This window comes from Staphylococcus sp. SUC_1.2, assembly GCF_026222585.1.
In genome coordinates this window covers 1-13,862 of record NZ_JANJPM010000019.1, presented here as the reverse complement: position 1 = coordinate 13,862, position 13,862 = coordinate 1, and the positions used below count along the sequence as shown (strand labels likewise).

15 protein-coding genes are annotated in these 13,862 nt (G+C 30.2%); 5 read left to right on the top strand and 10 right to left on the bottom strand.

Annotation, left to right across the window (positions count from 1 at the left end; translation table 11 throughout):
* Positions 1-33: 33 nt before the first annotated feature.
* On the bottom strand, positions 34-519 hold the full coding sequence (gene coaD, locus NR218_RS07710) for a pantetheine-phosphate adenylyltransferase (RefSeq protein WP_017175726.1): 486 nt from the start codon (positions 517-519) through the stop codon (positions 34-36).
* Positions 512-1,063, bottom strand: a complete 552-nt coding sequence (gene rsmD / locus NR218_RS07705; RefSeq protein ID WP_172473727.1) for a 16S rRNA (guanine(966)-N(2))-methyltransferase RsmD — start codon at positions 1,061-1,063, stop codon at positions 512-514. The genes coaD and rsmD overlap by 8 nt, the downstream gene beginning before the upstream one ends.
* Positions 1,064-1,133: 70 nt before the next feature.
* On the opposite strand from rsmD, the gene NR218_RS07700 reads away from it, so the two are divergent.
* Positions 1,134-1,523, top strand: coding sequence for a hypothetical protein (locus NR218_RS07700; protein ID WP_172473728.1), 390 nt, complete (start codon positions 1,134-1,136; stop codon positions 1,521-1,523).
* Positions 1,524-1,540: 17 nt separating this feature from the next.
* Here NR218_RS07700 and NR218_RS07695 read toward each other — a convergent pair whose 3' ends face one another.
* Positions 1,541-1,792 (bottom strand): DUF2129 domain-containing protein, encoded by a 252-nt coding sequence (locus tag NR218_RS07695; protein ID WP_049335442.1) that lies wholly within the window; start codon positions 1,790-1,792, stop codon positions 1,541-1,543.
* Positions 1,793-1,936: 144 nt separating this feature from the next.
* Between NR218_RS07695 and NR218_RS07690 the strand changes: the two genes are divergently transcribed.
* Positions 1,937-2,872, top strand: coding sequence for a glycerophosphodiester phosphodiesterase (locus tag NR218_RS07690; RefSeq protein ID WP_172473729.1), 936 nt, complete (start codon positions 1,937-1,939; stop codon positions 2,870-2,872).
* A 167-nt stretch (positions 2,873-3,039) separates the two neighbouring features.
* Here the strand turns inward: NR218_RS07690 and NR218_RS07685 are convergent, their stop codons facing one another.
* The 4 genes from NR218_RS07685 to cyoE form a co-directional block, all read right to left on the bottom strand.
* Positions 3,040-3,474: a YlbF family regulator gene (locus NR218_RS07685; protein WP_017175730.1), complete on the bottom strand. Its 435-nt coding sequence runs from the start codon at positions 3,472-3,474 to the stop codon at positions 3,040-3,042.
* Between the two features lie 18 nt (positions 3,475-3,492).
* On the bottom strand, positions 3,493-4,554 hold the full coding sequence (locus NR218_RS07680; RefSeq protein ID WP_172473731.1) for a CAP-associated domain-containing protein: 1,062 nt from the start codon (positions 4,552-4,554) through the stop codon (positions 3,493-3,495).
* A gap of 245 nt (positions 4,555-4,799) precedes the next feature.
* Entirely contained in the window at positions 4,800-5,261 is a 462-nt protein-coding gene (locus NR218_RS07675; RefSeq protein ID WP_172473732.1) for a DUF420 domain-containing protein, read from the bottom strand.
* A gap of 29 nt (positions 5,262-5,290) precedes the next feature.
* Positions 5,291-6,202, bottom strand: coding sequence for a heme o synthase (gene cyoE / locus NR218_RS07670; RefSeq protein WP_017175733.1), 912 nt, complete (start codon positions 6,200-6,202; stop codon positions 5,291-5,293).
* A gap of 238 nt (positions 6,203-6,440) precedes the next feature.
* Here cyoE and NR218_RS07665 point away from each other — a divergent pair, with 238 nt between their 5' ends.
* Complete coding sequence (locus tag NR218_RS07665; protein ID WP_172473733.1) at positions 6,441-7,361, top strand: COX15/CtaA family protein; 921 nt, start codon at positions 6,441-6,443, stop codon at positions 7,359-7,361.
* 123 nt (positions 7,362-7,484) lie between these two features.
* Here NR218_RS07665 and NR218_RS07660 read toward each other — a convergent pair whose 3' ends face one another.
* From NR218_RS07660 to NR218_RS07650, 3 genes are all read right to left on the bottom strand, one after another.
* The gene (locus NR218_RS07660) at positions 7,485-10,934 is read right to left on the bottom strand and encodes a pyruvate carboxylase (RefSeq protein ID WP_265883298.1); all 3,450 of its coding nucleotides are present in this window, start codon (positions 10,932-10,934) and stop codon (positions 7,485-7,487) included.
* Positions 10,935-11,269: 335 nt separating this feature from the next.
* Positions 11,270-12,502 (bottom strand): cell division peptidoglycan polymerase FtsW, encoded by a 1,233-nt coding sequence (gene ftsW, locus NR218_RS07655; RefSeq protein WP_049420385.1) that lies wholly within the window; start codon positions 12,500-12,502, stop codon positions 11,270-11,272.
* A 244-nt stretch (positions 12,503-12,746) separates the two neighbouring features.
* Positions 12,747-13,022, bottom strand: a complete 276-nt coding sequence (locus tag NR218_RS07650; RefSeq protein ID WP_017175737.1) for a YlaN family protein — start codon at positions 13,020-13,022, stop codon at positions 12,747-12,749.
* Positions 13,023-13,160: 138 nt separating this feature from the next.
* Here NR218_RS07650 and NR218_RS07645 point away from each other — a divergent pair, with 138 nt between their 5' ends.
* Together NR218_RS07645 and NR218_RS07640 are read left to right on the top strand one after the other, a co-directional pair.
* Positions 13,161-13,646 (top strand): hypothetical protein, encoded by a 486-nt coding sequence (locus NR218_RS07645; RefSeq protein WP_048681495.1) that lies wholly within the window; start codon positions 13,161-13,163, stop codon positions 13,644-13,646.
* A gap of 1 nt (position 13,647) precedes the next feature.
* The gene (locus tag NR218_RS07640) at positions 13,648-13,842 is read left to right on the top strand and encodes a DUF2197 domain-containing protein (RefSeq protein ID WP_002449988.1); all 195 of its coding nucleotides are present in this window, start codon (positions 13,648-13,650) and stop codon (positions 13,840-13,842) included.
* Positions 13,843-13,862 lie beyond the last annotated feature (20 nt).

The window sequence follows — 13,862 nt, the reverse complement described above, 5'->3', positions numbered from 1 at the left end:
GAACATTTCATTTCTGTTCTATACGCTCATTTTTTAATCTTCAAATTTTTCTTTTAATGCTCTTTCAACATGCCTAGGTACGAAATCTGAAATATCTGCCTTATATTGAGCCACTTCTTTCACAACACTTGAACTGATAAATGAATAGTTTGTACTTGTCATCATATACATTGTTTCTACATTACTATTTAATTTTTTATTCATTGAAGTTAAACGTAATTCATATTCAAAATCACTCACTGCTCTTAAGCCACGAATAATTGTTTTAGCACCTATTTTATCACAAAAATCGACAAGTAATCCATTAAAATTATGTACTTTCACATTTGGCAAATGTTTTACAGATTCACGTATTAATTCCATACGTTCTTCAATAGAAAATGTACCTGCTTTACTACTATTTTTTAATATACATACATGAAGTTCATCAAATCGATCAGAACTTCTTTCAATAATATCTAAATGTCCATAAGTAATAGGATCAAAGCTACCTGGAATGACTGCTTTTGTCTTAGTCATTGTGTTCTCCTTTTTTTAATAACAAAGTATCTGTTAAACCGTAATGATATTGCTTAATTACTTCAAAATCATATGTATTGATTTTTTCTTGATTACTAAACTCACAAATGATAATACCATGTTCTTTTAATAAATTAAACTTAGAAATTTGGTCTAGAGCCTTATCTATTAGCCCTTTATTATAAGGAGGGTCTAAAAAAATAAAATCAAATTGAATGTCTCTTTTATTGATAGCCTTTAACGCTCTATCTGCATTATTTTTATATACTTCAGATTGTTCCTCTAAATTTAATTGTTTCAAGTTAGCTTGAATCACTTTAACTGCTTTAAAGTTTTGGTCTACAAATATAACTTTATCCATACCTCTAGAAAGTGCTTCAATTCCTAAAGCACCACTACCAGCAAATAAGTCTAAACCTAAGCCGTATACTTCATGTAAACTGTTAAAAATACCTTCTTTAACTTTACCCATTGTTGGACGTGTATTACGTCCTTCTAAACTCTCTAGTGGTTTACTTTTATGTTTTCCAGCAATGACTCTCATTTTGACTTACACTTCCATTTCATTCATTTATTTACTATAATTTGTTTTGAAAAAGGAGAATTAAATATTTATGAAACAATCATTTATTATTTTAGGAGAAGGACTTACAGATTTATTCGAATTTCTTACTCTTATTGAATATAATCATGCAAGAATAGACAAGATTGTCTATTTCCATACACCACAGTCAGACAAACAATTATCATCAGTCGCAATTATTATGAATCCTACGACGGGTAAACAATTTCAAGCCATGTATATGATGTTAAACGCTTTAAAATATCCCTACCCAAATAGTAATAAAAAATTTGAGATGATTAATGAACAAGCTCAATCGTATGATATTCCTATTGTCGGCATTGATGTTCAACCGCCAAATGCATTTCATACGAATGATTTATATTTTAAATATTTAATTAGCGTACTTCGTTTACAAAATTGGATCCCACCGATGCAATAACAATTTTTAAATACATCTTAAAGCATTTCATGCTTTTCTTTATCATATGTTTTTTTCAAGTTTTTATAGGGGGATCCATCAATATGTAAAACATATTTTAATTTCATTAATTTCTGGAGAATATCGTCTACTTCATGTTCATTAACATACATTACTACATACTTTCGAGGTTTATTAGTATAAACGATATGTCCATATTTACGTATCTGTCTTTCATGTTTAATATGCTTTAAGTAAATAATTAAGCTAACTCTTGGAATCAATTCCATATTATTTCACTCACTCCATTTATTATGCATAATTACTATACCATGACTAATAATTTTATAAAATACATTCAATATCTCAATACTTAACTTTCAAAAAATATTTCTTTCATTATTAATTTTAAATGGACTTTAGGAGGTTATACTTTGAAACACATTAAGAAGAATTTTTTTAATTTGGGTATCACTAGTATGGGGATACTAAGCAGTTTATTACTTTTAAAAAGAAATCAAAAGCCTAAAATGCTTAAAGACATACCTTACTTTTTTAATGGACCAGCACCTTATATTTTTGCACATAGAGGTGGAATGTCAGTTCGACCAGAACAAACACAATTAGCTTTCGATAATGCTGTTGATTATGGTTTAGATGGCTTTGAAACAGATGTGAGACTAACTAAAGATGAAGAATTGATTGTTTTTCACGATGCTACAGTCGACCGTACTACTAATGGTTCAGGAAAAGTATGTGATTACACATTAAAAGAATTAAAAAAATTAGATGCAGGATTTCATTTTACTGATATCAATGGTCGCCATATTTACAGAGGTCATCAACAAGCTAAAATTTTAACTTTCGATGAACTTTTAGAAATGTATCCTAACAAATATATCAATGTAGATTTAAAAGATATTCCAAGTAGTTATGAAGGATCTATTGCGCCTAAAAAAATGTATGATATTATAAAGCATCATCATGCTGAGAAACGTGTACTTGTAACAAGTTTTCATAAAGAACAAAATGAACGTTTTAGAGCAATAAGCAATGGAGAAATAGCTACTGGTGCAAGTCAACATGAAGTGACTGAAGGTGTTATTAAGTTTATTTTAGGACTAGGTTATCATTATCATCCTCAAGCTGACACATTTCAAATGCCTATAAAATTCAAAGGTATCCCATTATCATCAACTCATTTTATTCAATGGCTTAACTTATTAAATATTGTGCCAGGTTATTATGGCATCAATAGTGTTGACTTAATGTATGATTTGTATCAAAAAGGTGTCCACACCATTGTTACTGACCGTCCTGATTTAGGTAAACAATTTAAATCACTACTAAAACAACATACTTCAAATTAAATACACTCATTCTATATAAAATTAAAATATATACATAAAAGAATCTGGGACATACATCATAGTTGTCTCAGATTCTTTTAATATATTAATCTTCAATAGTTAAAGTAAAAATATGCTTACATCTAATTTTGCAACTCAACCTCTGATTTACTAGATTTTATTCTTAATTATAAACGACAATTACATGTACCTCCTGAGGCGCAGCCTTTAGAATCCGTTTTAAAAAATGGATTACCTACTTCAATCTTTACATTTTCTGACACAGATAATGCGATTTTAGTCAACACTTCATCTATTAAATTTTGTAATTGTACTTCCTTAGATTTGTAATCCATTACATTAGGCAACATTTCATAAGCTCGTTTACGTCGACGTGTATCTAACATTACATTTTGATAATCTGGGTGATATCTACCAAAGCGCATCACTTCATCATAACGTTCTTTTGATTTTAAAAAAGCTTGATACAATAAATGTGCTTCATCATCTTGTTTAAGTGTTTTTTGAGCTTCTCTATAATTAAAATACACTTTTGATTGTACAATCATGTCTGATAAATCTTCAATTTCATCTAAAATTGATAATGTTTCCTCTGTATACATTATCGGTCACCTCACAACCTATTTTTGTACAAAAATAAGTGAATAATAATTTCTCATTACTTCTCCACCCATTTCATTATACTTTTTATTTAACATTCTTGAACGGTGTATATCCGAATTCATCCAACTATGAATTAATGTAGGCACGTCATCAAAACCATAGCCCACATTTTGACTTGTAGCTATAAAGTCAATGTTTTCGTTACCAAGTTGGCTCTTAAGTGCATCTTCTGTAAATTCAACATCTTCTGTACCAGTTGCTTCATATAAATTTGCTGAAGCAATATGTGATATGTCTGAATTTACTTTCAATGGTGGAATATGTTTTAAATCTCTCATTTGATTAGTAATTTCATAGAGTGTTATCAATTGATTTGGGCTTTGTTCATATGGTAATGAATCTTTATTATTTCTGTCATTATTAAATTTATCATCTGAAATATCTTCTTCATCTGTTAATTGATAAGGTTTTATAAATGCTAATAGTTCTTTATCTAGATATCGAATACCTATAATTCGATTTGATTGTTGATCTACATAAACTTGAGCATAAATATTACCATATTTAATTAGCGTTTGAGTTTTAATATCTTCATCTGATAACTCAAAATTATATTGTTTTCCATTCACTTTAAAAGAGGGGTCAGGATTAATACTAGTTTTTTCAAATATATGTGAAGCATTTTCATTGATTTTTAATGATCCGGTTTGAGCTTTTTCTCCAGTAGCATAAACAGATTTAATTTCATCATGTTTTGTAGTGACAATATAATATTGTTGTTTGCTCTTAAATATATAATCAGTATATCCGCCTTTAACAGGATATGTACGATTTGCTTGTCCATATTTATTTGTAAGATAATTAATATCTTTACCTATCCAAGTACCTATCCCATTTTTGGGAGCAGGATTTTCAGTCTGTTTTTTCACGGAATGTGATACTTGATTTGAATGACTTATTTTATTGTTGTTATTAGGATTTTCAAGGACATCAAATTTTAATCTTGGTGAGTAAAATAAATAAATTAAAAATGTAATTAAAAATACGACTCCTAAAACTTTGATTACTAACTTAGTCATTGCTCCCCCACCTCTTTAGAATTACATATATTGTACAAAATAACTATTTTAACAATCAAGCCATTCTTTTTTTCTAAACTCCAAATTTATTAATTAAACTACATTATACCTATTTACAAATAAAATAAACAATTAATATTAAAACATAACTTATGCTAAACAATTTGATCATCGACTGCCCAAATATTAAAAATACCTGAGACACTCATTATGTCCCAGGCTATTCTTTAAAATATTCAATATTGTTATAAACCTAGTGTGGCTTTAATCACCGATGTAGTTTCTCCACCTGGATAAATTACATATAGTAATAAGTATACTGCCACACCTGTAATACCAGTAAAGAACCATATAATTGAAGCGACAGGTCCGATTCTTCTATGCCATTTAAATTTATCTTTAAATGCAGTAATAATTTGAACTAATCCTAATATGCCACCAATCGTAGCAAGATTAATGTGGAAGATTAAGAATATCTTATAATATGTTCTAACAGAATCTGGACCACCAAAATCTGTATTACCTATAAATATCGTTCGAGTTGCGTAAATTATAAAAAACGTTAATGCGAAAAATGCTGCCCATAACATAACTTTTTTGTGAGTATTAACATGACGATGAGCAATTTGCCACCATCCTATCGCTACTAAAATAGCACTAATTACGATACAGCTTGTACTAATAGTTGGTAGAATTGGTAAACTCATATGTTCCATCCTTATTTAACTTAGAAATTTTAAATCATTTTTATTAAAGAGATGACAACAACTAATGCAAAGAATACTACTAAATAATTTAGTGAATAGATAAACATTTTTGTTGCCCACTTAGTTTGATCAGTATTTTTCTTAAATGTTGTTAAACCTATAAAAATCCATCCAAGATTTAATAAAGTTGCTAATACAACAAACGTAGTGCCTAAACTAGATAATAAGAAAGGTAATGGTAATAAAAATACTAACCAAATAAACATACTTACTCTTGTACGTTTAAAGCCTTTTACTGAAGGTAACATAGGAATATTTGCTAATGAATATTCATCACTACGTTTAATAGCTAAAGCATAGAAATGAATAGGCTGCCAGCAAAAGACAACTAAAAATAAAGCAAAAGCTACAAGACTTATTTGTCCATCAATAGCTGTCCATCCAATTAAAGGTGGCACAGCACCTGGAAAACTTCCTACTACTGTGTTCCAAGTCGTATGTCTTTTAGACCAGATTGAATAATATGATACATATCCTACTATACCAAAAAGTCCTAAAACACCTGAGGGCACATTTAATAAGAATAAACATGCTTCTCCTACTAACATCATACCAAAACTTAACATTAATAAATGTTTATCTGAAATTCTATCGTTTACTGTTGGTCTACTTTGTTTACTTGGCATAATTTTATCGATATCTTGGTCATAATAATTATTTAATGCACAAGCACCACCCATAATTAATGTCGAACCTATCAACATTAATAAGATTTGAGGTATTGACGATAGGAAGGAATGATTTGTCATTACAATAGCTAACCAAGCGCCTGCAAAAGCAGGAATTAGGTTACCCTGTACCAAGCCCATTTTAATAATTTGTTGTAGTTCTTTAAAAGACACTCTACTTGACGGCTGTGATAAAGTGTGTTCTTTACTCATGGTTCCCCTCCTTAAAATTTTCATATAGTACTATGATATAATAATTACTTATAAAAGGCTAGGTTATATCTATTTAAATTGTGACACTTTAACGACTTCCTGTTTCACCAATTTTTTGTCTTTAATTATTGTAGTATAATAGTTGTAATATTTATAATTATATCTTTTATATTAAAATCAGAGCATAAATGGATATCATATTACAAAATATTTTAACTTAATGATGGGGTGTTTAAACTTGTTTAACAAACGAAACCTTAAATGGTTATCAATCGTAGCAACAATTATTATGGCAATGGTACAACTTGGGGGCGCCTTAGTAACTAAGACGGGCTCTGAAGATGGCTGTGGTGCTTCATGGCCTTTATGTCACGGCGCTTTATTACCTCAGAATTTGCCAATTGCTACAATCATTGAATTGAGTCACCGAGCTGTATCAGGTTTATCATTAATTGTTGTGTTATGGTTGGCCATCACAGCTTGGAAAAATATAGGATACATAAAAGAGGTTAAACCTTTAGCAATTATTAGTGTCGCTTTCCTATTAATTCAAGCCTTAATTGGTGCAGCAGCTGTTATTTGGCAACAAAATTCTTACGTTTTAGCCTTACATTTTGGAATTTCATTAATTAGTTTTTCTTCTGTGTTCGTATTAATGCTTATTATTTTTGAAGTGGATAAAAAATATGAGGCTGATGAATTATTTATAAAAAAACCATTGCGCAATCTTACTTGGATTATGACGGGCGTTGTTTATGTCACTATTTATACTGGTGCTTTGGTTCGCCACGCTAAAGCAAGTTTAGCATATGGAAGCTGGCCATTACCGTTTAATAATTTAGTACCCCATACTGAGCAAGATTGGGTACAATTTGCACATCGCGGTATGGCATTTATCACTTTTTGTTGGATTATGATTACATTTATTCATGCCATCAAAAATTATTCTGAAAACCGTACAATTAGATATGGCTATACTGCTGCATTTATTTTAATTATTTTACAAGTGATTACGGGTGCATTGTCTGTAATCACGCATGTTAATTTAATTATTGCATTGCTACATGCACTTTGTATTACTATACTTTTTGGCTTAATCGCTTACTTTATTTTACTCATGCTTCGTTCAATTAGAAGTGAAAAATCAAAAATCAAATAAAGTTTTAAAAGACACGTTAGAGTTATTGTAGAACATGTAATCTCTAACGTGTCTTTTATGCAAAAAAGCATAAGATAGAATGTCATTTAACCTTCTATCTTATGCTTTTAAACTTTTTAATACCTACTCAGATTTTTCAATTTCGATTAATAAATCTCCCGTTGCAATAGCATCACCATTTACAACAGTAACTTTTTTAATCACTCCATTAAACGGAGCTTGAATTGTTGTTTCCATTTTCATGGCTTCAGTAATTAATAGTGGTTGATTTACTTTAACCTCATCACCTACTGAAACTTTAACTTCAGTCACACTTCCTGGCATTTGAGCTCCTATATGATTTGGATTTGTTTTATCTGCTTTAGGTTTTACATTCGCATTTGTTTTTATGTTTTCATCTTTAATCGTAATACGACGAGCTTGACCATTCATCACGTAATAAATTGTTCGGTTACCCTTTTCATCTGCTTCACTAATTGTTTCAAGTTTAATAATTAAACGTTTTCCGTTTTCAATTTCAATTTCTACAGTCTCACCGTTACGCATACCAAAGAAGAATGTCGGTGTATCAAGTAATGATAAGTTACCATATTGTTGTCTAGTTTGAATAAATTGATCAAATACTTTTGGATAAAGTACATAACTTATAATATCTTGCTCAGTCACTTCACCATAATTTTTATCTTGTAATTGTTCTCGTATTTCATCAAAATCTACTGGTTTTAAATATTCTCCTGGACGTTCAGTTAGCGGTTGTTGACCTTTTAAAATAATATCCTGCAATTGTTTATTAAAGCCATTTACTGGTTGACCAATCTCACCTTTAAAGTATGACACTACTGATTCAGGAAAATCTAATTTATAACCTTGTTCAATAATAGATTGTTCATCTAAATCATTTTGTACCATATATAACGCCATATCTCCTACCACTTTTGAAGATGGTGTCACTTTAACAATATCTCCAAACAAGAAATTAACACGACGATACATATCTTTGACTTCATTAAAACGTTCACCAAGACCTAAACTTTTAGCTTGTTGACTTAAATTAGAGTATTGACCACCTGGCATTTCATGTTGATAAATTTCTGTATTAGGTGACTTAATATCACTTTCAAAGTCAACGTAGTATGGGCGAACAGTACTCCAATAGTGACTTAATTCTTCTAAACCTTGAATATCTGTACGCATATTTCGTTTAAACCCATCTAATGCATAATATAAGGAGTTCACACTTGGCTGACTTGTTAAGCCACTCATCGATGCAATAGCTGTATCGATAATATCTACACCAGCATCGATGGCTTGTTTGTAGGTTAATAAACCATTTCCACTTGTATCATGTGTATGTAAATGTATTGGTAAATTAACTGCAGCTTTTAATTCTCCAACCAGTTCATATGCTGCTCTAGGTTTTAATAAGCCAGCCATATCTTTAATTGATAAAATATGGAAACCTTCACGTTCTAATTCCTTAGCTAATTTAACGTAGTAATCTAAAGTGAACACATTTGAACGTTCTGGGTTTAAAATATCCCCTGTGTAACAAATAGTACCCTCTGAAATTTTACCTGCTTTTTGTACCGCTTCATTTGCCACTTTCATTTGATCTATCCAGTTTAATGAGTCGAAAATACGGAAAACATCTACACCTGCTTTAGCACTTTCATCTACAAATTTTTGAATCACATTATCAGGATAATTCTTATAACCCACAGCATTTGAAGCTCTTAATAACATTTGGAATAATACATTTGGAATTGCTTTTCTAAGTTTTTCTAAACGCTCCCAAGGATTTTCTTTTAAGAAGTTGTATGCCACATCAAAAGTAGCGCCTCCCCACATTTCTAAAGAAAAACTATCTTTAAATACTTCAGCAGTTTTAGAAGCTATATTTAACATATCTTTTGTACGTACACGCGTAGCAAGTAAAGATTGATGCGCATCACGGAATGTCGTATCAGTAATTAAAACATCATCTTGTGCTTTAACCCAATCTGCAACTCCACTAGGGCCTTTTTCATCTAGTAATTGTTTTGTACCATATAGATGTTGAATTTTCTTTTTTGAAACTTGCGGAATCGAAGTTGACTCATAGTCTGGCTTCGTACGTTTTTCGACATTCGGAAAACCATTAATGGTTACATTCCCAATGTATTCTAATGTTTTAGTACCACGGTCTAATGTAGGTGCAATATCGAATAATTCCGGTGTTTCTTCAATAAATTTTGTTGTATAATCTCCACTTCGGAATTTTTCATTACGCATAACGTTAACTAAAAACGGAATATTTGTTTTTACACCACGAATACGCATTTCTCGTAAAGAGCGTTCCATTTTTTCTTCAGCTTGTTTAAAAGTAATGGCATGAGTAGATAATTTCACTAATAGTGAGTCATAGTAAGGCGAAATTTCAGCGCCTTGGAAACCATCTCCTGCATCTAAACGTACACCAAAACCACCACTTGAACGATAAGCAATAATCGTACCAGAATCTGGCATAAAATCATTTGTAGGATCTTCGGTAGTGATACGACATTGAATAGCATAACCAAGTGTTTGGATTTCTTCTTGAGGAGGTAAAGCGATACGTTTGTCAAATAGACTTGCTCCATCTGCTACTAAAATTTGAGTTTTAACGATATCAATTCCTGTAATCATTTCTGTAATCGTATGCTCTACCTGAACACGTGGATTGACTTCAATGAAAAAGAATTCATCGCCAGATACTAAAAATTCCACTGTTCCAGCGTTAACATATTTGATATTTTTCATTAATTGTAATGCAGACTGACAAATACGTTCTCTTAATTCATCAGGTAAGCCTACAGATGGTGCTACCTCAACTACCTTTTGATGACGACGTTGTACAGAACAATCACGCTCATATAGATGAACAATATTACCATATTCATCGCCAATAACTTGAACTTCAATATGTTTGGGATTATCGATGTATCTTTCGATATATACTTCACTATTACCAAATGATTTTTGTGCTTCAGATTTCGCACGATGAAACGCATCTTCTAATTCACTTTCTTCGCGAACAATACGCATACCTTTTCCACCACCACCACTTGTGGCTTTAATCATCAGTGGGAATCCTGCTTCTTTAGCAAATGCCTTTGCTGCATCAAAATTTTCAATTGGTCCATCTGTTCCTGGTATAACTGGTAAATTTGCTTTAATTGCAGTTGTTCTTGCTTTTACTTTATCACCAAACATATCTAAATGGTCTAGGTGAGGACCAATAAATGTTATGCCCTCTTCATTACAACGTCTTGCAAATTCTTCATTTTCACTTAAAAAGCCATAACCAGGATGTATTGCATCTACATTCGCACGTTTTGCTACTTCAATAATACGTTCAATATTTAAATAACTTTCGGCTGGTCCTAAATCTTTTCCCACTAAATATGATTCATCGGCTTTATATCTATGTAATGAATTTTTGTCTTCGTTTGAATAAATTGCTACTGTTTGAATATTTAATTCCGTTGCTGCTCTAAAAATTCTAATTGCAATTTCACCACGATTGGCTACTAATAATTTTTTTATATGATTCAAACAAGAAACACCCCTTTATATTTTGAATATTCTAACTAATTAGATAATAAAATTTTATCTTAAAATACATGAGAAAGCTAATACTTTTTTACATACAATTTATAAAATGAAAATATAGTAACTAGGTTAGCTTAATCACTATTTTAAAATGTAATCATTAATAATTATTATACTTAATAACTTTATATTATCATTTATAGTTTGAAGACGCTACTGTAGACTAGTAATCCTTTAACTTGTCACATAAATGTAAAAAGAGTGGAAGCAAATTTTTTAATTCTTGCTTCCACTCTTAATAATGTTAGTTACATATTTACATCTATCATTAAATGATTTTAATATTGTCTAGGAATATCCACTTTTGTTTTTTTATTTTTTATTGCTCTTTTTTCTTCAACTTTAATTTGTCTTGCTACTAACAATAATAATCCCATAGCAATACTTAAGCTGATCATTGATGAACCACCAAAACTTATAAATGGAAGAGGAACCCCTGTAAGAGGAATCGTAGCTGATATACCTCCTAAATTTACGAACGTTTGACTACCAATATAACTCGCTACACCAACACATATTAATTTATAAAAATATGAAGATGTTTTAGTGGCTAATATAAATGCACGGAATACAATAAAAAATAATAATCCTATTACTAATAAGGCACCAATCAGTCCTAATTCTTCACAAATTACTGCGAAAATAAAATCTGTATGCGCTTCTGGAAGATAGCCAAGTTTCATGATTCCATTACCTAATCCTCGACCAAATAATCCTCCATTTCCGATTGCCATTAATGAATTGGATAAATGATACCCAGTTCCAGAAGAAGAACTAAAAGGATCGTAAATTGTACTAAAACGTGCCTTTAAATATTCTGGCATCATTCCAGTGAAAATAAAGAATCCAGCAATAAGAATAAATCCAAGAATAATATATAAAATAGGTCCTTTTACTATTTTCTTAGCACCTATACCTACGAATAAAAACATTGCTAATATAATAATTAATGTTAATAATGTTTGTCCAATATCTCCTTGTAAAAGTACTAAACCTAAACAAAGGATAATTAAAATAATTGGCCCTTTGATAATTCTTAAATTACCTCTTAACTGCGGTAATTTTTTACTTAATACATAAGAAATATAAAGAATTAAAGCAATTTTTAGCAACTCTGAAGCTTGTAAATTCATAAATCCTAAGTCAAGCCAACTTTTTGAACCATTAATATTTTTACCTACCAATAATGTTAAAAATAAAAGGACAAAGATGATAATCATAATCCACTGTTGAACTTTTGATTGTTTAAAGACTTTTATATTCATCATAAATGAAATAAAAAAAACAATAATGAAACTCATGATAACATAAATTAATTGTCTGTTATAAAAATATGTACCTGAAACCTCAACGCCACCTGTTAACGTTCCTTTAGTAGCTGCCACCATACTGGCACTATAAACCATCACTAAACCTATAAAACACAAAATAACATATGAAATTAATAATGGATAATCGATAAACTTAGAGATTCTACCTATGTATCGAAATATATTTTTTAAATTATTCATAAAAAAGATCATCCAATTCTAAAAATTTAAACTATATATGCTCATTAAAACGATTTATCAAATTAAATTCTGTCTAAACTATTATATACTTTGTAATTATTAATTAACAAACATAAACGTAAAAAATAAAATAAAAGGACTGAAAATATTATTTACATAACATTTCAGTCACTATCATAAATTATTACATCTATTAATTCTTGCTCATTATAACACTTTCATATTCAAAGCATTAGACTTAGAGTTATACGTTTGTGAATGCTTCATGCAATTTAGATAATTCTTTTTCTAAACGAAGCATTAAATTTTTACCGTCTTCTTTATCAACTAAACCAAGTTTCACAGCAAAGTCTACTTCTTTTTGTAAACCAAACATTTGTGTGTCGAGAACCTCTTCATATAGTGGGCAAGATGGCATAGTTAAATTATCCATTTGAACCTTAATTAAATGCAAGATTCGGTCAGCATCTTGATTTAATTGCTCATAAGCTGCACTATTTATGTTCATTTGCTTCGGCATCACATTCTCCCCCTATCATTAAATATCTTCATATCAGAAGTTTATCCTACTACCTTTTAAAAAGCAAGTTTATTCAATAAACCCTTCATTTTAAATATGATAAAATAATAGTTAGATTGAAACTAGGGAGTGGGCAAGATGATTCAAATTAAAGGAGACGTCAAATTTCCTATTACTTTAGATAGTACAACATGGATTTTTGATGATAGAAAAGTAAAAATAGAAGATATTGAAAACGGTATTTTTGAAGGAACTAAACCTATTAAATTTGAAGATAACCGCGAATGGAATAGGGCTATTTTAGAAGGACAAACCAATCCTCCTACATTAAACTCTGAAATTAAATATCGTAAACGTGCTGTATTAGAAGATTCATTTGCAATAAATATGACACCATTTTTTAAAAATGCAGAGCCTTTAGAAAGTGCAACTACAATTAAACTTTCAAATGATACATCTTCAATTGAAATTCCATTAGAATTATTACCTTATCTATTTTTCCAATTTGCTAAAGATGGTAAGCGATTGTACGATGATAATTCAGTAGATAGCTTTGTTTATAATCCCGAGGAGAACGCTTATTCATATCAATTTAAATATGTAACTCGTATTGAGGTGATTTAAGTTGCGAGAAGTACAATGTATTATTTGTGATACTAAGGTCTTAATTGATGAACGTACAGTTGAAGCTAAACGTCTACGTAATAATCCAATTAAAACATTCATGTGTAGTGACTGTAAAAGTCGATTAGACACACCTAGACAACGACCAAATGAGAATCGTAAATTTAATCTCCATTTTCCAAATGAAAACTTATAATATCCTTTTCAATAATAAAA

Excerpts from the sequence above, each read along its gene's own strand:
- NR218_RS07645 (WP_048681495.1), top strand. The coding sequence starts at position 13,161 with ATGATTCAAATTAAAGGAGACGTCAAATTTCCTATTACTTTAGATAGT.
- NR218_RS07700 (WP_172473728.1), top strand. The coding sequence starts at position 1,134 with ATGAAACAATCATTTATTATTTTAGGAGAAGGACTTACAGATTTATTC.
- rsmD (WP_172473727.1), bottom strand. The coding sequence starts at position 1,063 with ATGAGAGTCATTGCTGGAAAACATAAAAGTAAACCACTAGAGAGTTTA.
- NR218_RS07650 (WP_017175737.1), bottom strand. The coding sequence starts at position 13,022 with ATGCCGAAGCAAATGAACATAAATAGTGCAGCTTATGAGCAATTAAAT.
- NR218_RS07675 (WP_172473732.1), bottom strand. The coding sequence starts at position 5,261 with ATGAGTTTACCAATTCTACCAACTATTAGTACAAGCTGTATCGTAATT.
- ftsW (WP_049420385.1), bottom strand. The coding sequence starts at position 12,502 with ATGAATAATTTAAAAAATATATTTCGATACATAGGTAGAATCTCTAAG.
- NR218_RS07685 (WP_017175730.1), bottom strand. The coding sequence starts at position 3,474 with ATGTATACAGAGGAAACATTATCAATTTTAGATGAAATTGAAGATTTA.
- NR218_RS07680 (WP_172473731.1), bottom strand. The coding sequence starts at position 4,554 with ATGACTAAGTTAGTAATCAAAGTTTTAGGAGTCGTATTTTTAATTACA.
- NR218_RS07695 (WP_049335442.1), bottom strand. The coding sequence starts at position 1,792 with ATGGAATTGATTCCAAGAGTTAGCTTAATTATTTACTTAAAGCATATT.
- coaD (WP_017175726.1), bottom strand. The coding sequence starts at position 519 with ATGACTAAGACAAAAGCAGTCATTCCAGGTAGCTTTGATCCTATTACT.
- cyoE (WP_017175733.1), bottom strand. The coding sequence starts at position 6,202 with ATGAGTAAAGAACACACTTTATCACAGCCGTCAAGTAGAGTGTCTTTT.